General features: G+C 73.8%; 16 protein-coding genes, 5 tRNA genes and 1 pseudogene. 8 read left to right on the forward strand and 14 right to left on the reverse strand.

What is annotated here, in order from left to right:
• Window positions 1–227: 227 nt before the first annotated feature.
• The gene (locus tag ABH937_RS35630) at window positions 228–812 is read left to right on the forward strand and encodes a CGNR zinc finger domain-containing protein (RefSeq protein ID WP_280694755.1); all 585 of its coding nucleotides are present in this window, start codon (window positions 228–230) and stop codon (window positions 810–812) included.
• A gap of 26 nt (window positions 813–838) precedes the next feature.
• Here the strand turns inward: ABH937_RS35630 and ABH937_RS35635 are convergent, their stop codons facing one another.
• On the reverse strand, window positions 839–1,315 hold the full coding sequence (locus tag ABH937_RS35635; protein WP_370220646.1) for a hypothetical protein: 477 nt from the start codon (window positions 1,313–1,315) through the stop codon (window positions 839–841).
• Window positions 1,316–1,408: 93 nt separating this feature from the next.
• Here ABH937_RS35635 and ABH937_RS35640 point away from each other — a divergent pair, with 93 nt between their 5' ends.
• Entirely contained in the window at window positions 1,409–1,897 is a 489-nt protein-coding gene (locus tag ABH937_RS35640; protein ID WP_370220647.1) for a DsbA family protein, read from the forward strand.
• 7 nt (window positions 1,898–1,904) lie between these two features.
• Here the strand turns inward: ABH937_RS35640 and ABH937_RS35645 are convergent, their stop codons facing one another.
• The 3 genes from ABH937_RS35645 to ABH937_RS35655 all read right to left on the reverse strand — a co-directional run bounded on the left by ABH937_RS35645 (window position 1,905) and on the right by ABH937_RS35655 (window position 4,745).
• Window positions 1,905–2,741, reverse strand: coding sequence for a GNAT family N-acetyltransferase (locus ABH937_RS35645; protein ID WP_370220648.1), 837 nt, complete (start codon window positions 2,739–2,741; stop codon window positions 1,905–1,907).
• 77 nt (window positions 2,742–2,818) lie between these two features.
• Window positions 2,819–3,634 carry an aminotransferase class IV gene (locus ABH937_RS35650; RefSeq protein ID WP_370220649.1) on the reverse strand — a complete coding sequence of 272 codons (816 nt, stop codon included), beginning with the start codon at window positions 3,632–3,634 and terminating at the stop codon, window positions 2,819–2,821.
• 43 nt (window positions 3,635–3,677) lie between these two features.
• On the reverse strand, window positions 3,678–4,745 hold the full coding sequence (locus tag ABH937_RS35655; RefSeq protein WP_370220650.1) for a chorismate-binding protein: 1,068 nt from the start codon (window positions 4,743–4,745) through the stop codon (window positions 3,678–3,680).
• A gap of 296 nt (window positions 4,746–5,041) precedes the next feature.
• Between ABH937_RS35655 and ABH937_RS35660 the strand changes: the two genes are divergently transcribed.
• The 5 genes from ABH937_RS35660 (at window position 5,042) to ABH937_RS35680 (ending at window position 5,611) form a co-directional block, all read left to right on the forward strand.
• Window positions 5,042–5,114 (forward strand) — tRNA-Gly (locus ABH937_RS35660).
• A 53-nt stretch (window positions 5,115–5,167) separates the two neighbouring features.
• Window positions 5,168–5,241 (forward strand) — tRNA-Cys (locus ABH937_RS35665).
• Window positions 5,242–5,269: 28 nt separating this feature from the next.
• Window positions 5,270–5,344, forward strand: a tRNA-Val gene (locus ABH937_RS35670).
• A gap of 60 nt (window positions 5,345–5,404) precedes the next feature.
• Window positions 5,405–5,476, forward strand: a tRNA-Val gene (locus ABH937_RS35675).
• A 63-nt stretch (window positions 5,477–5,539) separates the two neighbouring features.
• Window positions 5,540–5,611, forward strand: a tRNA-Val gene (locus tag ABH937_RS35680).
• Between the two features lie 247 nt (window positions 5,612–5,858).
• Here the strand turns inward: ABH937_RS35680 and ABH937_RS35685 are convergent.
• Entirely contained in the window at window positions 5,859–6,077 is a 219-nt protein-coding gene (locus ABH937_RS35685; protein WP_280694749.1) for a hypothetical protein, read from the reverse strand.
• Between the two features lie 450 nt (window positions 6,078–6,527).
• On the opposite strand from ABH937_RS35685, the pseudogene ABH937_RS35690 reads away from it, so the two are divergent.
• A pseudogene (locus tag ABH937_RS35690) lies at window positions 6,528–7,793 on the forward strand (serine/threonine-protein kinase); the annotation flags it as partial.
• An 825-nt stretch (window positions 7,794–8,618) separates the two neighbouring features.
• On the opposite strand, the gene ABH937_RS35695 reads toward ABH937_RS35690, so the two are convergent.
• From ABH937_RS35695 to ABH937_RS35735, 9 genes are all read right to left on the reverse strand, one after another.
• Window positions 8,619–9,434, reverse strand: coding sequence for a TrmH family RNA methyltransferase (locus tag ABH937_RS35695; protein ID WP_370220651.1), 816 nt, complete (start codon window positions 9,432–9,434; stop codon window positions 8,619–8,621).
• A 30-nt stretch (window positions 9,435–9,464) separates the two neighbouring features.
• Entirely contained in the window at window positions 9,465–10,709 is a 1,245-nt protein-coding gene (gene cobA / locus ABH937_RS35700; RefSeq protein WP_370220652.1) for a uroporphyrinogen-III C-methyltransferase, read from the reverse strand.
• A 100-nt stretch (window positions 10,710–10,809) separates the two neighbouring features.
• Window positions 10,810–14,421 (reverse strand): nicotinate-nucleotide--dimethylbenzimidazole phosphoribosyltransferase, encoded by a 3,612-nt coding sequence (gene cobT, locus ABH937_RS35705; RefSeq protein ID WP_370220653.1) that lies wholly within the window; start codon window positions 14,419–14,421, stop codon window positions 10,810–10,812.
• Between the two features lie 526 nt (window positions 14,422–14,947).
• Window positions 14,948–16,168, reverse strand: coding sequence for a precorrin-6y C5,15-methyltransferase (decarboxylating) subunit CbiE (cbiE, locus tag ABH937_RS35710; RefSeq protein ID WP_370220654.1), 1,221 nt, complete (start codon window positions 16,166–16,168; stop codon window positions 14,948–14,950).
• A 303-nt stretch (window positions 16,169–16,471) separates the two neighbouring features.
• Window positions 16,472–17,098 (reverse strand): GNAT family N-acetyltransferase, encoded by a 627-nt coding sequence (locus ABH937_RS35715; RefSeq protein WP_280694744.1) that lies wholly within the window; start codon window positions 17,096–17,098, stop codon window positions 16,472–16,474.
• A gap of 167 nt (window positions 17,099–17,265) precedes the next feature.
• Complete coding sequence (locus tag ABH937_RS35720; protein ID WP_280694743.1) at window positions 17,266–18,090, reverse strand: MetQ/NlpA family ABC transporter substrate-binding protein; 825 nt, start codon at window positions 18,088–18,090, stop codon at window positions 17,266–17,268.
• A gap of 107 nt (window positions 18,091–18,197) precedes the next feature.
• Window positions 18,198–18,851: a methionine ABC transporter permease gene (locus ABH937_RS35725; RefSeq protein WP_370220655.1), complete on the reverse strand. Its 654-nt coding sequence runs from the start codon at window positions 18,849–18,851 to the stop codon at window positions 18,198–18,200.
• The gene (locus tag ABH937_RS35730) at window positions 18,848–19,897 is read right to left on the reverse strand and encodes a methionine ABC transporter ATP-binding protein (protein ID WP_280694741.1); all 1,050 of its coding nucleotides are present in this window, start codon (window positions 19,895–19,897) and stop codon (window positions 18,848–18,850) included. Before ABH937_RS35730 ends, ABH937_RS35725 begins: the two co-directional genes overlap by 4 nt.
• Before the next feature lie 516 nt (window positions 19,898–20,413).
• Window positions 20,414–20,917 carry a GNAT family N-acetyltransferase gene (locus ABH937_RS35735; RefSeq protein ID WP_370220656.1) on the reverse strand — a complete coding sequence of 168 codons (504 nt, stop codon included), beginning with the start codon at window positions 20,915–20,917 and terminating at the stop codon, window positions 20,414–20,416.
• Between the last annotated feature and the right edge of the window lie 250 nt (window positions 20,918–21,167).

Raw genomic sequence — 21,167 nt, forward strand, 5'->3', positions numbered from 1 at the left:
AGAACAACCTCGTGGCGACCTTCGACATCACGACCCCGGGCCCCCCCCCCCCCCCCCCCCCCCCCCCCCCCGCGGGGCCGCCCCCCCCCCCCCCCCCCCCCCCCCCCCCCCCCCCCCCCCGACACCGGGCGCCTTCGGCGTCTGTACACCTGGGCCCGGTACAGTTCGCCGGTGATGACCCGATGCGGGCGGTACCGCCGCCCCCGGCGCACGCGAGGAGTCCCCACGTGCTGATCACCCATGACACCGAGTGTGCCCTGGGCATTCTGGTCGACCTGCTGAACACCGCTCCCGAGGTGGGCGGCTTCGAGCAGTTGTCGAGCCTGGTCGCGCTGGACGCCTTCGTGGCACGGCAGGACCTCAGCGAGCTCGACGCGGTCACGGCGGCCGACCTGGCCGCGGTGCAACAGCTGCGCGGCCGGCTGCGGGAGATCTTCACCGCGGCCTCCACCGAGCGGGCGGCCGAGCTGGTGAACGTGCTGGTGGCGTCGGTGAACGCGACGCCGCGGCTGACCGAGCACGACGGCCACGGCTGGCACATGCACTACTTCGCCCCGCACGCGGCGCTGGCCGACCACCTGGCGGCCGAGCTGGGGATGGCGCTGGGCCTGATCCTGATGGCCGGCGAGCGGGAGCGGCTGCGCCGCTGCGAGGCCCCGGACTGCGCGCGGGTCTTCGTCGACCTCTCGCGCAACCGCTCGCGTCGCTACTGCGACAGCCGCACCTGCGGTAACCGGATGCACGTGGCCGCCTACCGGGCCCGGCAGCGGTCGGCGGCGGACGACGCGGCGGTGACGCTCGGCGTGAGCTGAGCGGCGGCCGACCGCGGCGCGCGGGCTCAGATACCGCGTTTGCGGAGGATCTCCTCGATGTCGGAGAAGTCGCCGAGCTCCTCGGCGGCGCTCTTGCCCTTCGTCGGCGCGACCGCGGTCGGCGCGGCCGACCCGGCCGGGCTGGGCGGCCGGCGCGGCTCGTGGGCCTGCTCGCTGCGCCGGCCCTGAGCGGCGCCGCCATCGCTGCCGCTGCCCTTGCCGCCGACGCCCAGGCGGCTCAGTGCGAGCAGCAGGACGGCGATGCCGAGCAGCACGACGCCGGTCCAGACCCGGGGGTCGAAGACGAGCCGGGTCGCCCAGTGACCGACCGCGCGGCCGATCGCGGTACCGACCGGGACCAGCCCGGTCAGGTAGACGCCGGCGGGCAGCAGCGCCAGGCCCGCCCAGCGGGTGGCGGTGCGCCAGCGGCGGCGCCATGCGTGCAGGCCGGCCAGCACCAGGCCGCCGGCCGTCAGGGCGTAGCAGATCGCACCGGTGAGCATGGTCTGGCTCCGTCCTGGTCGGTGATCCGTTCATGGTCCTTGGTGAGGGAACGCCGTGGTCATGGAACTCCCTGGTAATGGAACACTGGGCGCATGACCGAAGGTTCCCTGCCCCATCTCGAATTCTGGTGCGAGCTGCAGTGTCCGGACTGCCACACGGCGCTGGACGACGTCCGCGCGCTGCGTGCGCGCTACGGCGACGCGCTCACCGTCTCGCTGCGGCACTTCCCGCTGGAGAAGCACAAGCACGCCTACGCGGCCGCCGAGGCGGCCGAGGAGGCGTTCGCGCAGGGCCGGGGGTGGCCGTTCGTGGAGGCGGTGCTGGCCCGGGTGCCGGAGCTGGAGCAGCGCGGCCAGGAGTTGCTGATCGAGGTGGCGGCGGAGCTCGGGTTGGACACCGAGGAGGTCGAGCTGGCGCTGATCGACGGCCGCCACATGCTGGCGGTGGACGCCGACCAGGCCGAGGGCAAGGCGATCGGGGTGACCGGAACGCCGACCTACGTGGTGGCCGGGCAGCGGCTGGACGGCGGGAAGAGCCAGCAGGGCCTGCTGGAGCGGATCACCGGACTGCTGGAAGGCTAGTGCCGCACTAGAGGGACTTGGCGAGCACCCGCCGGGTGGTCCGGTAGCCCAGCGACTCGTAGAGGGCGATCGCGACCTGGTTGGCCGAGTAGACGTTGAGGCCCAGGGCGTCGACCCCGGCGGCGAGGCATTCGCGTTCGGCCGCGAGCATCAGCTCGCGGCCGTAGCCCTTTCCGCGTTCGGCGGCGTCGACTTCGACGGTCATCACCCAGGCGAGGGCGGTGCCGTCCGGCAGGCGGCCGTCGCGCAGCGCGACCCAGAGACTGCCCACCGGGCGTCCGCCGGCCACCAGATGACGCAGCACGACGCCCTGGGTGGCGTGGCCCTGGTGCAGCAGGTGGGTGTGGTCGGCCTCGCAGCGCTCCTGGGCCTGGGCCTCGGTGAGCCCGGCCGTCCGCAGGTGGGCGCGGTACTCGGCCTTGGTGCCCGCGAGCCACTCGGTGAAGTCCGCCCCGTCGATCGGACGGATCGTCAGGTCAGGTCGCAGGGCGGGCGGTTGGCCGAGTCGCTTGAGCAGCTTCCGGTTGGCGTCGGTGTAGCCGAGCGCCAGCGCCAGGGCGTGCGCGGGCACGGCCTCGACCGGGACGGTGACCTCGGCGCGGTGACAGCCCCAGGCCCGCAGCACCTCCTCGGCGGCGAGCACCGCGATGGTGCCGCGCCCGCGCCGGCGGCCCTCGGTGATCTCCAGATCGTCGATCCGGCCGGTCAGGTGGTTGCCGTACGGGTGCGCGCTGGTGTGCACCGAGCCCACCGGGCGACCGTTCGCGCAGACCAGCCAGCGGCGGTCGCGCCCGCCGTCCGGGTAGGCCTCTTCGGGGCCGGCGGGGCGCAACGTGGTGGTCATGGCTGGTCTCTTCCCCCGGTGGGCAACCACCTAACGACGTACCGGATCGACTGTGTGGCGGCGGTGCCACCGGCTGGTCAGGGGTCGATGTCGTCGGCCGAGCGAGCCGTGAAGAGGGCCATCGCGCGGGCGGTGACCGGGCCGGGTGCCGGCAGCACGCGGTCGTCGATCCGGCCGACGGCCTGGACGTCGCGCAGCGTGGAGGTGAGGAAGACCTCCTCCGCCTCGCGCAGCACCGAGTACGGCAGGTCGGCCTCCTCGGCCTCGCACCATTCGGCGACCAGCGCGCGGGTGACGCCGGCCAGGCAGCCGGCGGCGAGCGGCGGGGTGAGCAGCTTGCCACCGAGCACCACGAAGACGTTGGAGCCGGTGCCTTCGCAGAGCTGTCCCGCGGTGTTGGCGAAGAGCGCCTCGGTGGCGTCCTGGCGGCGGGCGTGGGCGAGGGCGACCACGTTCTCCGCGTACGAGGTGGTCTTGAGGCCGGCCACCGCGCTGTGCTCGTTGCGGGTCCAAGGGACTGTGGCGACGGCGGTGGTCTCGGACCGCACGGCGGCCGCGCCGAGGGCGATCACCAGGGTGGGCGGGGCGTCGCCGCGGTCGGAGCCGAGCGGAGCGAGGCCGCCGGTGTAGGTGATCCGCAGGCGGCCGAGCGGCATCGGGTTGGCGGCGAGCACCGCCTCGCAGCCCTTGCGGACCGCCTCGCGCTCGGGCACCGGCAGGCCGAGGCCGGCGGCCGAGCGGGCCAGCCGGTCGAGGTGGCGGGTGAGGGCGAAGGCCTGTCCGTCGACCGACTTGACGGTCTCGAAGACGCCGTCGCCGACGGTGAGTCCGTGGTCGAAGACGGAGACCTCGGCCTTGGCCTCGTCGACCAGTGCTCCGTTGAGCCAGATCATCGGGTCACTCCTCAGCAGGGGTGGGAGACCGGAGCGGAGGCTTCTACTCCGGGTGCTCACCCGACGCTATCGCGACCAGGCGGGCGGCCTTGAGCTCCGTTTCGGCCCATTCGGCCTCGGGGTCGGAGCCCCAGGTGATGCCGGCTCCGGTGCCGAAGTGCAGGACGGGAGCGGCGGGTCGGCTCCGGTCGATCCAGAACGTGCGGATCCCGACGGCGAGTTCGGCCCGGCCGCGGTCGGCGTCGACCCAGCCGACGGCGCCGCAGTAGGGGCCGCGCGGGGCGGTCTCCAACGCCTCGATGATGCGCAGCGCACTGGACTTGGGCGCGCCGGTGACCGAGCCGGGCGGGAAGGTGGCGGTCAGCAGTTCGGGCCAGCCGGCGCCGGCGTGCAGGGTGCCCTCGACCGTGGAGACCAGGTGGACCAGGCCGGGGTGCTTCTCGACCACGCAGAGGTCGGGGACGGTGACGCTGCCGGTGGCGCAGGCCCGGCCGAGGTCGTTGCGGACCAGGTCGACGATCATCACGTTCTCGGCGTGGTCCTTCTCCAGCAGGTCGTGCTCGGTGCGGCCGGTGCCCTTGATCGGCCCGGAGGCAACCGTGCGCCCGGTGCGGCTGAGGTAGAGCTCCGGGGAGGCGGTGGAGATCTCCACGCCGTGTTCGGGCAGCCGGATGGTGCCGGCGTAGGGGGCGGGGTTGCCGAGCGCGAGCAGGCCGGTGAGCGCGTCGATATCGCTGCGGGCCGGGTCGGGGTCGGGCAGCGGCGCGGTCATCACCCGGCAGAGGTTGGCCTGGTAGACCTCGCCGGCCGCGATGTGGTCGCGGATCCGGCGCACGCCCGCGAGGTAGGCGGCGCGGTCCAGGGAGCTGCGCCAGCTGTCGGGGCTCGGCCCGTTCCAGCGGTCGGCGACCGGGGCCGGCACCGGGTCGGCGTGCACCTCGGCGAACCGGGCGCAGGTCAGGCGTCCTTCGAAGTCGTAGGCGACGGCCCACCAGCCCTCGCTCTCCAGCGCGGCGGGGTCGTGGGTCACCTCGCGCAGCCCGGTGGCGAGCCGGCCGCCGAAGCGGGCGATCGGCTGGTCGGGGCGTGGGGCTGGTCTGGCGGGGGACACGGTTCTCCTGCGGGTGGTTCGCGCTGGTGGTCCGGGCTCGGTGACGGGCAGGGGTGGGCCCGGCGGGTGGGGTGCGGTGGGTGGAAGTCTAGGTCGCCTCCTGGTCGCGGCCCCGTGCGGTGGCTGACCTGCGGGGACACCGAGCGGGCCGGAACGGGTGCTGAGCAGCCGGGTTCGGTCGGTGCCCGGCGAGCGCCTGCGGATACGGAATTTGAGCTGGCCCAGGTTTCCGCTAAAGTTCAACACGTCGCCGGGAAACGGAGCCGCCAGAGGGCGGGGAGGAGCCCGGAAGACAGGCGGACGTGGCTCAGTTGGTAGAGCATCACCTTGCCAAGGTGAGGGTCGCGAGTTCGAATCTCGTCGTCCGCTCGGTGAAGGACAGCATGATCGTCCTTACTGATATGGTTCAACCGAAGTTGCCTGGTGGAGTGGCCGAGAGGCGAGGCAACGGCCTGCAAAGCCGTGTACACGGGTTCAAATCCCGTCTCCACCTCCAGAGGTCCCCGGCTTGCCGGGGTCTTCCCGCGCGATTAGCTCAGCGGGAGAGCACTACCTTGACACGGTAGGGGTCACTGGTTCAATCCCAGTATCGCGCACCAGCCCTACGCTGCTCGACCCTCCGGGGTCCGGCGGTGGCACCTTCGTGGTGCGGTTGACCTGCGCGATTAGCTCAGCGGGAGAGCACTACCTTGACACGGTAGGGGTCACTGGTTCAATCCCAGTATCGCGCACTGCCCCTCAGGGGGTATCGATCCTTCGGGATCTCGGACTGCGCTTGACGGCGCGGTCGTTCCGCGCGATTAGCTCAGCGGGAGAGCACTACCTTGACACGGTAGGGGTCACTGGTTCAATCCCAGTATCGCGCACAGTGCAACGCCGAAGGGCCGGATCCTCATCGAGGGTCCGGCCCTTCGGCGTTGCGGCTCTTCAGGATCGTGGTCGCGCCCGTCGCGCTGGTCACACGAGGGGGTCGAGTGCCGTGTACGGCCGCCCTCACCGACGTCCGTACACGGCACTCGTGGATGGCCGGGGCGTGCGCGCCCGCTTCTCGCCCGTCCGCGTCCCCGCGGGGGCGCGCGCCGCCGGCCGGCGTCCGATCCCTGTCCCTCGGGATCAGCGCCCGATCAGGTCGGCCACCGCCTTGGTCTGGGTGACCATCTGGTCCCAGCCGCCGAAGAGCAGCATCAGCGCGATGGCACAGGGCAGCGCGATCGCCAGCGCGACGGCCGGGTGACGCTCCTCGCGGGCCGGGCGCTGCGCGCGCTGGAGCCGCTGAACGCGCTCGGCGAGCGATCGCCGGTGCCCGGTGGCTCCGGTGAGCTGCGTGGCCATGGTCCTGCTCCTGCCGCTGTTCGGTCGGTGCCGGGGATGGACTGGCATGGATCGGGAGCGGTGGACCGATGGCCTCGGGGGACGAGAACCTCGTCCACCGCTGACCTCAACGGTAGGCGGCGGCAAGCCCGGTGGCGTCATGCCTGCGTATCGTTCGAAGGCTCACCGGGAGGATGACGCCGGGCGCCTCGACGTACTACCGCAGACGGATGGGCAGGGTTGTCAACCCCCGAGGGAACCCTGAGGACAGGCCCCGAGTACAGCTCTCGGACGACGTCCAGAACCGAGCCTGCCAGCGGAGATCGGACAATCCCACCGGCGGTTCGCGTGTTGCGTATCAGCACACCGCAGCCGACAGTCCGTAAGCTGTGCCCGACGGAAACTGACGATGCCCCAGTCTGCGGGGCCCACCTCACGGCTTGCCCACCTGACGGGCTGACGGGGAACGACATGGCGATGATGCGGCTGAGGCGTGAGGACCCCCGCATCGTCGGCCCGTACCGGTTGCACCGGCGACTCGGCGCCGGCGGGATGGGCGTGGTCTACCTGGGGTCCGACCGCAAGGGCCAACGGGTGGCGCTGAAGCTGATCCGCGCCGAGCTGGCCGAGGACGTGGAGTTCCGCACCCGGTTCGCCCGCGAGGTCGCGGCCGCCTCCCGGATCCGGGCCGGCTGCACGGCCCGGGTGGTCGGCTCGGACCTCGAGACGGACCGGCCCTGGCTGGCCACCGCCTACGTGCCGGGGCCCTCGCTGTACAAGCGGGTCGGGGACGAGGGCCCGCTGCCCTGGCCCGAGGTGGCCCGGATCGGGGCCGCGCTGGCGGACGGTCTGGTGAAGGTCCATGAGGCCGGCGTGGTGCACCGGGACCTGAAGCCCTCCAACATCCTGCTCTCCCCCAAGGGCCCGCGGATCATCGACTTCGGCATCGCCTGGTCGCGCGGCGCGAGCACGCTGACCCACGTCGGTACGGCGGTCGGCTCCCCCGGCTTCCTGGCACCCGAGCAGGTGCGCGGCGCGGCCGTGACGCCGGCCACCGACGTCTTCGCGTTCGGGGCGACCCTGGCGTACGCGCTCACCGGTGACACGCCGTTCGGTTCCGGCGCCTCGTCAGAGGTGATGCTGTACCGGGTGGTGCACGAGGAGCCGGACCTGTCCGAGGTGCCGGCGCCGCTCGCGCCGCTGATCGGAGCCTGCCTGGCCAAGGAGCCGATGGAGCGGCCCGGCGCCGCGCACCTGCACGAGCGGCTGAGCGAGCTGGCGGCCCGGGCGGGCGCCGGGCGCGCGCGCCCCGCCACGGCGGCGGCAGCGCCGCCGATCGCCGGGCCGCGGGAGCGCGAGCGGGAGCACGAGCGCGCGGTGGCGGCACGCGAGAGCGGCCTGCGGGAGTCGGCCACCCGCGACGCGGAGCGGGCCGAGCGGGCGGCGCGGGAGGCGGACGAGGCGCGGGCGCTCGGGCGGCCGCGGTTCGCCCGCTCGCAGCCCTACCCGCCGCCGCACGGTGGCGGACCGGTCGGGCACCCGCCCGCCGCCCCGGTGCCGCCGGCTCGGCCGCGGCAGGAGGCCGGCGGGCGGCCGCAGCCCCGCGAGCGCCAGCACACCCCGCCGCCCGGACGGGTACTCGACGCGCGTCGACGGCTGCGGCGGCAGCGGCTGGTGGTCTTCATCACGGTGACCATCGGGGTGGCCCTGGCCATCGCGGCGGCACAGGGGTGTGAGAACCGCCACTCGCAGGGGCTGTCGCCACTGCGGCACACCGTGGCCGACGTCGCGACGGCGGGTCAGGGCGGTGCGAACGGGGCCGAGGGTGCCGGGCCCGCCATCGGCCTGTCGGCCGACGGCACCCAGCCCTCGCCTGCGGTGGCGGCCCCGGCGGCGCGCACCGGCGGCGGGACGGGCAGCGCCGCGGCGACGGTGCCGGCCTCGCCCGCCTCGGCGGCTTCCTCGGCCCCGGTGGCAGCCGTGGCCTCGGTGGCCTCGTCGACCGGGCTCGGCCCGGCGACCGGCCCGGTGCCGCCGGTGGACTGGCCCAACCGCAGCTACAACGACCCCGCCGGCGGCCCGCAGATCGCGCTGCGCGGCGGCCGGTCCGCCACCGACCCCGCCCCGGGCGCGCCGGTGGTGACGCTGACCAGCGTGCTGCCCGCCCGCTACCACGGCGCGCCGGCCACCGTGGTGGTGCTGCGCCGTACCGAGGGCTCGGTGCCGGTGGACCTGATCGAGCTGTTCGGCTTCGCCGCCGACTCCCCCGTCGCGCTGACCGCGCGCAGTTCGGCCGCCGATCCGCAGTCCACCGCCGCCTGGCGGCTGGAGGAGGGCGCGCTGGTCCGCGAGGAGCGGGTGACCCAGACCGGCGCCACGGCGACCACGCGCTACACGGTGCGGGCGGACGGCAGCCTGGACGAGTCCTGGCCGGGCGCGGGGATCTCGGGCGGCACGGGGGTCGGCACGAACGCGGGCGCGGCCGGCGGCACCGGCAGCAGCTGACTGCGGCGGCGCCGGGCCCAGCTGGCCGGTCCAGGGGCGCTGCGAGTTGACGGTCCGTCAGCCGGCGGCCACGACGTTGACGGCGTAGAAGGCGACCGCTGCGGCGGCGCCGACGTTGAGCGAGTCGATGCCGTGCGCCATCGGGATCCGCACCCGCTGGTCGGCTGCGGCGAGGGCCGGTGCGGTGAGGCCGTCGCCCTCGGCGCCGAGCATCAGCGCGGCCTTCGGCAGCCGGTGCGGGGCCGCCTGGGCGAGGTCGACCGAACCCTCGGCCGGGGTCAGCGCGAGCAGGTGGAAGCCGGCGTCGCGCAGGGCCGCGAGTGATCCCGGCCAGGGGTCCAACCGCGCGTAGGGCACCGAGAAGACGGCGCCCATCGAGGTCTTCACGGCCCGGCGGTAGAGCGGGTCGGCGCAGTCCGGGGAGAGCAGCACGGCGTCCATGCCGAGCGCGGCGGCGCTGCGGAAGATGGCGCCGAGGTTGGTGTGGTCGACCAGCCCTTCGAGCACCGCGACGCGGCCGGCGCCGACCAGCACCTCGGCGGCCGTCGGCAGCGGCTTGCGGGACATCGAGGCGAGCGCGCCGCGGTGCACGTGGTAGCCGGTCACCTGCTCGGCCAGGCGGGGCTCGACCAGGTGGACCGGGGCGTCGACGGTGGCGATCACGTCCGCCATGACGTCCAGCCACTTGGCGGTGAGCAGCATCGAGCGCATCCGGTACCCGGCGGCGAGCGCGCGGCGGATCACCTTCTCGCCCTCGGCGATGAAGAGGCCCTCGGCGGGTTCGCGGCGGCGCCGCAGTTCGACGTCGGTCAGGTCGGTGTAGTCGGCCAGTCGCGGGTCGGCGGCGTCGATGATGGTGCTGGGCTCGGACATGCGGCTCTCAGGGGTCAACGGGTGGCGGGGTCAGCGGGTGGCGGGGTCGAGGACGTGCACGACGTCGCCGATCACGATGACGGCCGGCGGGCGGACGCCCTCGGCGGCGACGGTGGCGGCCACCGTGGCCAGCGTGGCGTCGATCCGGCGCTGGGCGGCGGTGGTTCCCTCCTGGACCACGGCGACGGGGGTGTCGGCCGGGCGGCCCGCCTCGATCAGCCGGGCGGCGATCGCGCCGATCCGCTCGACCGCCATCAGCAGCACCAGGGTGCCGGTCATCCGGGCGGCCGCCTCCCAGTTGACCAGCGAGCGCGGGTCCTCGGGGGCGACATGGCCGGAGATCACGGTGAACTCGTGGGTCATGCCGCGGTGGGTGACCGGGATGCCGACGGCGGCCGGCACGCTGATCGAGCTGGAGATGCCGGGGACCACGGTGACCGGGACGCCGGCCGCGGCGCAGGCCAGCAACTCCTCGCCGCCGCGCCCGTAGACGTAGGGGTCGCCGCCCTTGAGCCGGACCACGAACCGGCCGGCCTTGGCGTGGTCGATCAGCGCCTGGTTGATCGCCTCCTGGGCCATCGCCCGGCCGTAGGGGATCTTGGACGCGTCGATCACCTCGACGTGCGGGGGCAGCTCGGCGAGCAGCTCGCGCGGGGCCAGGCGGTCGGCGACCACCACGTCCGCGTCGGCGAGCAGCCGGCGGCCGCGCACGGTGATCAGGTCGGGGTCGCCGGGGCCGCCGCCGACCAGCGCCACGCCGGCCGAGCGCTGCCGGAACTGGCGGGCACTCAGGCTGCCGTCGCGCAGGCCCTCGACGATGGTGGTGCGCAGTGCGGCCGAGTGCCGCGGGTCGCCGGTCAGCACGGCGACGGTGGTGCCCTCGTCGTGACCGGTGGCGGGCGTCCAGGCGGTGGCGGCCGCGGCGTCGTCGCTGCGGGCGCAGAAGATCCGGCGGCGCTCGGCCTCGGCGCTGACCGCCTCGTTGACGGCGTGCTCGTCGGTGGCGACCAGCACGTACCAGGCCTCGGCCAGGTCGCCGTCCAGGTAACCGCGCCGCTGCCAGCTGATCTCGCCGGCGTCGGCCATCGCCTGGACGGCAGGCGTGGTGGCCGGGGAGATCAGGTCGACCTGGGCGCCGGCGGCTATCAGGGCGGGCAGCCGACGCTGGGCGACCTGGCCGCCACCGACCACTACGACCCGACGGCCGCTCAGCAGCAGGCCGACGGGGTACGGCGTGCGGCCCTCGGTGCTCGGGTGCGGGTTGGGCGCGGTCATCGGGGGCTCCTGGAGGGGCTGGGGCGGTCGTTTCGGGTACGGCAGCACCCCGTACCGGCGCGGACAGGGCCTCCGCGCCGGTACGGGGTGGAGACGGGTGTCAGCCCTTCTCGGTGACTCCGGCGGAGTCGAAGGTGGCTACATCGTGCATCGCCCGGGCGGCACTCTGCACCAGCGGGAGGGCCAGCAGGGCACCGGTCCCCTCGCCGAGCCGCAGATCGAGGTCGATCAGCGGCCGCAGGCCGATCTTGGCGAGCGCGGCCTGGTGGCCGGGCTCCGCCGAGCGGTGGCCCGCGATGCAGGCGGCCAGCACCTCGGGGGCGATCGCCTTGGCGGCCAGCGCCGCCGAGCCGGCGATCACGCCGTCCAGGATGACCGGCGTGCGCAGCGAGGCCGCGCCGAGCAGGAAGCCGGCGATCGCCGCGTGCTCCAGACCGCCGACGGCCGCCAGCACGCCGATCGGGTCGGACGGATCGGGCTTGTGCAGTTCCAGGGCGCGGCGGATCACGTCCACCTTGCGGGCGTGCGTCTCGTCGTCGATGCCGGTGCCGCGTCCGGTGACCTCGGTCGGGTCGGCGCCGGTGAAGACGGAGATCAGGGCGGCCGAAGCGGTGGTGTTGGCGATGCCCATGTCGCCGGTGATCAGGATCTTGTTGCCGGCCGCGACCAGGTCGCGGGCGGTCTCGATGCCGATCTCCAGCGCCTTGAGCGCCTCCTCCCGGGTCATCGCCGGGCCCTGGGTCATGTCGTCGGTGCCCGGCTTGACCTTGCGCGGCAGCAGTCCGGTGGTGCGGCCCTGCTGGATCGCCTCCGGCAGGTCGGCCTTGACACCGATGTCGACCACGCAGACCTCGGCGCCGACCTGGGCGGCGAAGGCGTTGACCACCGCTCCCCCGGCCAGGAAGTTCGCCACCATCTGGGCGGTGACCTCCTGCGGCCACGGGGTGACGCCCTGGGCGTGCACGCCGTGGTCACCCGCGAAGATCGCCACGCAGGCGGGCTCCGGGATCGGCGGCGGGCACTTCCGGGACAGGCCGCTGAGCTGGGCGGAGATGATCTCCAGCATGCCGAGCGAGCCGGCCGGCTTGGTCATCCGCTTCTGCCGGTCCCAGGCCAGGCCGAGCGCCTTGGCATCCAGTGGCCGGATGGTGCGCAGCGTCTCGGAGAGCACGCTGTGCGGCGCCTCGCCGGGCAGCGCACGGTTGCCGTACTGCTCCTCGTGCACCACCCAGGAGAGCGGGCGCTTCTTGGCCCAGCCCTGCTGCTGCAGCTCCGGCTCGTCCGGGAAGGAGTCGACAAAACCGACGCAGAGGTAGGCGACCACCTCCAGGTGCTCGGGCAGGCCGAGCTCGCGGACCATCTCCTCCTCGTCGAAGAAGCTCACCCAGCCGACGCCCAGGCCCTCGGCGCGGGCGGCCAGCCAGAGGTTCTCGACCGCGAGGGCCGCGGAGTACGGGGCCATCTGCGGCTGGGTGTGCCGGCCCAGGGTGTGCCGGCCGCCACGGGTGCGGTCGGCGGTGACCACGATGTTGACCGGCGTGTCGAGGATCGCCTCGATCTTGATTTCCTTGAACTGCTTCGCCCGGCCCTTGGGGAGCGAGTCCGCGTAGGCCTCGCGCTGGCGCTCGGCCAGGGCGTGCATCTTGCGGCGGGTCTCGGCGGAGCGGATCACCACGAAGTCCCAGGGCTGCGAGTAGCCGACGCTGGGTGCGGTGTGGGCGGCCTCCAGGACGCGCAGCAGGACCTCGTGCGGGACGGGGTCGGGGCGGAAGCCGTTGCGGATGTCGCGGCGCTCGCGCATCACCTGGTGGACGGCCTCGCGCATCGGGTCGGCGTAGCCAGGGGCCGCCGGGGGGCGGGGGGCGGCGGGCTCGATGGGCTCGGGGGCCTCGGCGAGGGCGGGGGCTTCTGCGGGGGCGGGCTCGACCGACTCGACCGGCTCGACCGACTTGGCGGCCTCGGGCGCCTCGGGGACTGCTGCGGCCTCGGCTGACGGAGCGTCGGTGGCCACGGCGGCCTCGGGGACGACGGCGTCGGTGGCGGTGTCGTCGGTGGCGGCGTCCGCGTCCGCGTCCGCCGACGGTGCGTCAGCGACAGGCGCTATCGCCGGGGCGGCGACGGTCGGGGGAGCTTCGACGGCGGGAGTCTCGGCGATCGGGGCCTCGGCGGCAGGGGCCTCAGCCGGGGCCTGCTCGGCGGGCGGCGCGGCGGGGGTCTGCACCTCGGGGGTCTGCACCTCGGGGACCGAGAGGCCGAGCGGGGCGGGGTCGGCCAGGAAGGCGGCGATCCGGCGCGGCGGGGCCACGGGTGCGGGAACCTCGACGACCTCGGGTTGACGCACCTCGGCGGCGGGGTCGGCGACCGGAACCTGCGGGGCAGCCGACGGCTCGGCGGCCACCGGCTCGGCGACCTGGCTCGTGGCGGCTTCCGCTGACGGTACGTCAGGGATCGACGCCTCGGTGGCGACGGCCAGGGCCTCGGTGACCGGTGCCGGAGCCATGACCTCGGCGAGCTCGGCGACCGGGGCGGCGGCTTCGGCGGCTTCGGCGGGCACGACCGGCTGGGCGGCCTCGGCCGGGGCAGCGACCTCGACCGGGAGCGCCTGGGCCTGCGGCACCGACTCGGGCAGCGGGGCGGTCTCGGCGGGCGCGGCCTCGACCGGCGCCGGCACGACGGACTGCGGCTCGCTCGCGACGGACTGAGCCGGGATCACCACGGTCTCGGTCGACGGCTCGACCGGCGCGGGGGCGGCCACCAGGACGGCGGCGACCTGCACCGGGGCGGCGACCGGGATGCCGTGCGGCGGCGTGCCACCCGGCTCGGAGGGGCCGCGATCGGCCAGCGAGCGGACCGGAACCTGACCGGTCATCACCGAGGGGTCCGGGATCGGCGGCCCGGCGTGCAGCGGCCGGCGCGACGGGGCGGCGGCCGCCTGCGGGGCCTGGGGCTGCGGGACCTGGACTTGCGGAGCGGCGACCTGCGCGGGAGCCGGCTGCTCCGGCTGGGCGATACCCGGGGCCGACGCCTCGCCGGCGGCCTGCACCGGCAGGTCGAGCGGCGGCCAGGAGGGCTCGACCGGCACCCCGGTGGGCGCCTGGTCGGCGGTGGCGACCGGGGCGCTGGCGACCGGCACGGCGTCAGGCTGCGCGAAGACCGGGGCGATCGGCGGGACCGCTGCCAGGCCGGGGACGCCCGGCTGCTGCGGCACGGCGGCCGGCGGGACGGGTGCGGCGGGCAGCTGGATCGGGGCGGCCTGCGATTCCGCGGCGACCACGGCCATCGGCCCGGCCGTCAGGTCGGGGACGGCCTGCACCGGGACGGGCTGGACGAGCTGCACGGGCTGCGCGACCGGCGGCACCGCAGCGTTCGCCGAGGGGAAGGCCACCGAGCCGTCCGCCGCCGCGTACACCGCGTAGCCGGGCACGCCCTGCGGCGCGAGCGCCTCGCCGAGCGGGACCACCGGCGCGGTGGACGCGTCGCTCCAGGAACCCTGCGGCCCCGGCATCAGCAGCACGTCATCCTCGTCGTCGAGCTGGTCCACCCGGTCGGGCTGGTCGATGAAGGTGTAGCCAGGACCCGGCGCACCCACGGGTACGGCCTGGCCGACGAGGTCGGTGACCCACCCGCCACCTCCCTGCGCCGGATCGGTCCCGGTCTCGGGGAGCAGGTGCTCCGGCAGTCCCTCGTTGGGGACGTGACCGCCGTCGGTCATGTCAACACTCCTTCCAGGCCGCTTCCGCGTCCTTGACGGCCCGGTCGCCGACCTAGGCGCACCGCCCGCTTCGGGTCCAAGCCGCGTGCCGGCCCACCCCACAGTCCAACCTGCCGACCGTCGCGCGCTCCGCGCGACGGCCGTGAGCCGTCCGCGGTCACGGCGTCCGGTGCCCTTCGCCTGACCCCGAACGGGCCAGCCGGTCACCGTGCACCGTCACCTGAACTAACGACAGCCCGGGGCAACCGGCACGACCGGCCCGGGCCCCGGGACATTCTCCCGGTCTCGCGAGCGTCAGTCGAATGCCCACACGCCGATCTCCGTGTGGGTTGCACCACGTCGGCACTCCGCCGTTCGGGGAACCTTTCGAAAGATCCCGAACGGCGGTCGAATCGTCAGACTACCGGCCCGGTCGGACAGCCCACCGGCCAGGTGTCCGTTTCATCCTCATTTGCCAGGGCGGTGGTTGGCGACATCTCAGCTGGCGGAATCTCAGCTGCCGGGTCCGTCGACCGACCGGTGCGGCTCAGCCCTTGGGCTCGGCCCAGAGCACCAGGTTGCTCTCCCCCGCGCCGATCGTCAGACCGCCGTCGGTGGTGAGCGGCGCGGACTGCAGGATCGCGCCCTCCACCTGGTAGCCGGCGGCGGCGACCACGGCGCGGATCTGCTCCGCCTCGGCCAGGGTGCGGGCCGGCGCGACCAGGCGGCCCGGACGGCGGGTCAGGACCGCCGCCACCACCTCGGCGCCACCGCGTTCGACCACCACGGCGTCCGGCTCGGGCAGCCCGCCGAGCACCTCGGGCGCGCTGCCGGCGGCGGTCTCCAGCTCGACCCCGTACCGGCGCGCGTTGACCGCGATCCGCGCGCAGCCGGCGGCGTCCGCCTCGACGGCCACCACGGCCGCGCCGAACCGCGCCGTCTCCACCGCGAGTGCGCCGCTGCCGGCGCCCACGCACCACACCAGGTCACCGGGTCCCGGACCGAGCCGGGCCAGGATCACCGCCCGGGTCTGCTCGGAGAGGGTCCGCACGCCCTCGCCGTCGTAGGCGTCACCGGGCAGCGCCCAGCCGCGCTCGGCGGCCGGGTAGCCGACCGGGCGGCCCGCCAACCAGCCGGAGGGCGCGTCCACGGCCTGGGTCTGCGCGTTGCCGCCGATCACCAGCACCACGCTGGGATCGCGCCAGTCGTGGTCGGGCACCCGGTCGGAGGTCAGCACCGAGACGTCCTCCTCCTCGGTGCCGAGCGCCTCGCAGACGACGAAGGTGCGGTGCACCCCGCGCAGCATCAGGGCCAGCTCGCTGGGCCCGGCGTCGGGACTGGTCAGTACGGCGACCTTGGAGTGGGCCCGGCAGACGTTGGCCGCCTTGCGCAGCCGGCCGCCGTGCGTGCTCACCACCTGGGCGTCCTCCCAGGCCATCCCGGCCCGGGCGAAGGCGGCGGCGACCGACGAGACGGCCGGCAGCACCTCCAACTCCAGGCCGTACTCCGGCCGGCGCAGGGTGCGCACCACGCCGAAGAAGCCGGGGTCGCCCTCGGCGACCACCACCACCGCGCCGCGGTGTTCGGCGATCCGGCGGGCCGCCGACTCGACGCTGCCGAGCGCGATCCGCTCGGCGGCGGCCGGCACCGGCAGCGCGTTGAGCTGGTAGGGCGCACCCGCCACCAAGGTGGCCGCGGCGAGCGCGGCGGCGGCCGCCGCGGTCAGCGGCGTGCCGTCCCACCCGATGACCGTGATCCGGTCAGCCATCGCGGCTGCTCTCCCTCGGTTCCCGCCTCACGACTCGGCCACGGCGCGCGGCGGTGCGCGCGACTGGCCCCTGGATCGGCCGGAGCCACGCGGGCGTCAGGTGCACCCACCCCCGCCGCTGCGGCCATCCGTCCAGGAGAGGAGGTTACCTGGTAGGCCCAGGTGTCCCAGCCGCCGCCTCGGTGCTACGCGCACCGAACGAGCACGGTACGGGCGCGATCCGAGTGCGACACGAGCACTGCGTGAGCGCGACACGAGCACGACGCGAGCACGACGCGAGCGCCGGGCGGGCCGCGCTCGGCCTCAGCCGCGACGCAGCGCGGCGAACGGGGCGGGCGATTCCCGTACCGGTTCGAGGTCTTCGGGGAGCAGGCTCCAGACGATGAGGTCGCTGCGGCTCTCCTCGCCGGCCGAACCGACCTCGCCGCTGCGCACTATCCAGGCGCTGCGCAGCACGCCCTCGCTGATGCAGCCGATCTTCTGGGCGACCTGCTGGGCGGCGGTGTTGCCGGCCGCGGTCCGCAGTTCGAGGCGGTGGAAGCCGCGGTCCTCGAAGAGCCACTGGGCCACGCCGAGCAGCGATTCGACCGCGTAACCCTCGCCGCGGGCCCAGGGCGCGGTGACGTAGGCGGCCTCGGTGCTGAGCAGCCGCCAGTCGGTGTGCCGCAGTTCGACCAGGCCGACCAGCCGCTGGGTCAGGTGCTCGGTGACGGCGAAGGCGATCCCGCTCCCCTCGGCGCGCTGCTCGGGCGCTCGGTGGCGGACCCAGCGCAGCGCGTGGGCGTGGGTGAACGGCTGCGGTACGTCGGTCCAGCTGAGCACCAGGTCGTCGGCCATCATGGCGACCAACTCGGGCCCGTCGCCCTCCTCCAGAGGGCGCAGCAGCAGCCGTTCGGTGCTGATCGCGGTCTCGGGGAAACTCGCTGGCATACCGTCTCTCCTCGCCGGGTCGTGGACCCACGGTACGCCCCGCGCACGCCGGGCGTCGCCGGGGGTCGACGGACCGTCAGTTGGCCCCAGGGGGTGTCGTGCCCCGCCGCGGGTGCGGCGGGGCACGGGGCACGGGGCCGGTGGGCCGTCGTCCGGCCGGGCGCCGGTCAGAAGGCCGGGATGACCGAGCCCTGGAAGGTGTCCTCGATGTACTTCTTCACCTCGGGCGAGTGCAGCAGCTGGGCCAGCTTCTGCACCCGCGGGTCGTTCTCGTGGCCCTTCTTGACCGCGAGCACGTTGGCGTACGGGTTGCCCTCGGCCTTCTCCAGCAGGATCGCGTCGGTGGCGGGCTTGAGGCCGGCGCCCAGCGCGTTGTTGCCGTTGATCACCGAGGCGTCCACGTCGTCCAGCGCGCGCGGCAGCTGGGCGGCGTCCAGCTCCTTGAACTTGAGGTGCTTCGGGTTGCCGGCGATGTCGCGGACGGTGGCGCCGGTGCCGACCCCGTCCTTCAGGGTGATCACCTGGTTGTCGGCCAGCAGCTTGAGCGCGCGGCCCTCGTTGGTGGCGTCGTTGGGCACCGCGACGGAGGCGCCGTCGGCCAGGTCGCCGATCTTCTTGACCTTCTTCGAGTAGACGCCCAGCGGCTCCAGGTGGACGTTCTCGACCGGCACGATGTCGGTGCCGTGGGTCTTGTTGAAGTCGGTCAGGTAGGGGACGTGCTGGAAGAAGTTGGCGTCGGCGGAGCCGTCCTGCACGGCGGGGTTCTGCAGGGTGTAGTCCGTGACCTCCTTGACCGTCAGCTTCAGGCCCGCCTTCGCCGCCAGGTTGTCCTTGATGTAGTCGAGGATCTGGGCGTGCGGGGTGGGGCTGGCGACCACGACGAGCGGCTTGTCGGCGCTGTTCGAGGAGCTGCCGGAGGAGGAGCAGGCCGCGATCGTGAGGGTCAGGCCTGCGGTGGCGAGGAGGGCGGTGGACTTCAGGACGGTACGCACGAAAAGTGCCTTTCTCCGTTGGACGGGGGCCGCGCACCCGGGAGTTCGGGGGCGGAAGTCTGAGGGGGCTGCTGTGGTGGGGCCGTTGGGGCTCTGGTGAGGAGGCGTCAGCGCTTGAGGCGGCGGACGGCGAGGTCGCCGAGCAACTGGACCAGGGTCACCAGCAGGACCAGCTCGACCACGATGACGATCATGAAGTTGGTCTCGAACCGCATGTAGCCGTAGGTGATCGCCAGGTTGCCGAGGCCACCGCCGCCGACCGTGCCGGCCATCGCCGAGTAGCCGACCAGCGCGATCACGGTGGTGGTCAGCGCGGCGAGCAGCGCGGGCAGCGCCTCGGGCAGCAGCACCTTGCGGACCACGGCCCAGGTGCCGCCGCCCATCGCGTGCACGGCCTCGACCAGGCCGCCGTCCACGCCGCGCACCGCGCTCTCCACCAGCCGGGCGTAGAACGGGATGGCGCCGACGGCCAGCGGCACGGTGGCCGCCTGCCAGCCGATCGAGGTGCCGACCACCCAGCGGGTGAACGGGATCAGCGCGACCAGCAGGATCACGAAGGGCAGCGAGCGGCCGACGTTGACGATCGCGCCGACCACTTTGTTGACCACCGCGTTGCGCAGCGGACCGCCCTTGTCGGTGAGGACCAGCAGCACCCCGAGCGGCAGGCCGACCAGCAACGTGACCAGGGTGGCGATGCCGACCATCTGCAGCGTCTCGATCGTCGCGTCGTGCAGCAGCGGCTGCATGTCGTCCCAGTTCATGCCACAACTCCGTTCGGGCTGATCAGGTCCACCTGCAGGCCCTGCTCGCGCAGGAAGCCGATCGGCACCACGTTGTCCTGGTGGTCGCCGGGCAGCTCGACCCGCATCCGGCCGACCTGGCGGCCGCCGATGGTCTCCACCGCGGCACCCAGGATGTTGATGTCGACCTGGTAGGTCCTGGCCAGCTGGGAGACGAACGGCTGGCTCGAGCTGTCGCCCTGGAAGGTGATCTCCAGCACGGTGGCGCCCGGGCGCCCGGTGCCGAGGTCGGAGTCGGGGTCGCCGAGCGGGAAGAGCTCTCGGGCCAGTTCCGAGCCCTCGGTGGCGAGCAGGTCGGTGAGCGTGCCGGACTCGGTGATCCGTCCGTCGCGCATCAGCGCGGCGGAGTCGCAGACCGACTTGATCACCTCCATCTCATGGGTGATCAGCAGCACGGTCAGGCCCAGTTGCTGGTTGAGCTCGCGCAGCAGCGCCAGGATCGAGCGGGTGGTCTCCGGGTCGAGGGCCGAGGTGGCCTCGTCGGAGAGCAGCACCTTGGGGTCGCCGGCCAGCGCGCGGGCGATGCCGACCCGCTGCTTCTGGCCACCGGAGAGCTGGCTCGGGTAGGCGCCGGCCTTGTCGCCGAGCCCGACCAGCTCCAGCAGCTCGCCGGCCTTGCGGCGGCGCTCGGTGCGGCCCAGGCCGGTGAGTTCCAGCGGCAGTTCGACGTTCTCCCGGACGGTGCGCGAGGAGAGCAGGTTGAAGTGCTGGAAGACCATGCCGATCCGGCCGCGCGCGGCGCGCAGTTCGCGCCCGGCCCCGCGCTGGGCGGATCCGGGCCGGCCGCCGGGCAGCGCGGTCAGTTCGACGCCGTCCACCGTGACGGTGCCTGAGCTCGGGCGCTCCAGCAGGTTGACGCAGCGAATCAGGGTGCTCTTGCCCGCGCCCGAGGTGCCGACGACGCCGTACACCTCGCCGGTGCGGACGTGCAGGTCGACGCCGCGCAGGGCGCTGACCTGGCGGCCACGTGAGGTGTAGACCTTGGTGAGGTCCTTGGTGGTGATCACAGCTGCTTCCGTGGGTCGGGGTCGGGTGGGGGCGGTGCGCACGGGCCCGACCTCCTGGGCGCGGGCGTGCGGACGCCGTGCCTCGGGGCGGGGGATGTGGCGGGGTGAGCCGGACTCGACCTGGGGCGCCGGACATCCCGTGCGGAACCGACCGAACGGTCAGCGGGAGGCGGCGGATCGAGGGGCTGGGCGGGCGGTGGCCCGCGGGGCGTCAGGCCCGATCAGCAGTGACACATTCGACAACACATGCCACGCACACGTGCCGGCATGGTGCCGGTGGCGGTGGTCTTCGTCGTCGCAGTCATGAAAGTAAGTAAAGCAGATACCAAGGCCGGGTCCCAGAAATCAGGATGTGCTGTCCGTAATGCGGACACAGCCCAGTCGCCACAAGGGAAACGCCGAACGGCCCCACCATGGTGGTGGAGCCGTTCGGCGTTGGGTACGACCGGTGGTTCGGACCAATCGGCGGTGGCTGGGTCCGACAGTTGTGGCCGGGTCCGACAGTGGCGGCCGAGGTCAGACCGCGGCGGCCAGCGGGGCCTCGACGGGCTTCTCCAGGGTCACGAAGCTCAGCCTGCGGGTGACCGGGTGGACCGCCGTCTGCCGGTAGCCCTGGCTCGCGTACAGACGCAGGTTGCCCAGGCTGCGGTGGCCGGAGAGGAGTTGGAAGGAGTGCACCGGGCGCTCGTCCTGCCGCAGCAGTTCCTCGAGCGCCTGCAACAGCCGGCCGCCGAGGCCGTGGCGCTGCATCCGGGGGTGCACCACCAGGCGGCTTATCCGGCCCACGCCGTCCTCCTCGACCCAGCCGCGCACCGCGCCGACCACCTCGTCGCCCAGCCGCGCGACCAGCACGTGCCGGCCGGCCAGCTCCTCGCGCAGGTTCTCCAGGGTCTGGGTCAGCGGCTCGATCGACCAGTCGCCGTAGAGTTCGGCCTCGCTCTGGTAGCCGAGGTACTGGAGTTTGAGGATCTGCTCGGTGTCCTGCTCGGTCGCCGGCGAGATGATCACGCTCATGCCCATGTGCGGGGGCCTCCCATCGTCAATACCCGGGGCGCAGGGTGAGGGTTTCGCACCGGGTGGCCTGCCGGAGGTCTGCCCGGTCGGAGATCGTCCCTGACCGGGGGTAGCGCAAGACCGTATCAGCCGTTAACGGCGATGCGTTCGCCAGCGCTCTACCCAGCCTTCAGCTGTTCTCAACCCACTGGCGGTACCGGGTGGCGCAAATCACGCGGAAATATCACCCGCTGAAGGGTTCGGACGATGGTCGGAC

The sequence above is a fragment of the Kitasatospora sp. GAS1066B genome (assembly GCF_041262605.1).
Classification (GTDB): Bacteria; Actinomycetota; Actinomycetes; order Streptomycetales; family Streptomycetaceae; genus Kitasatospora.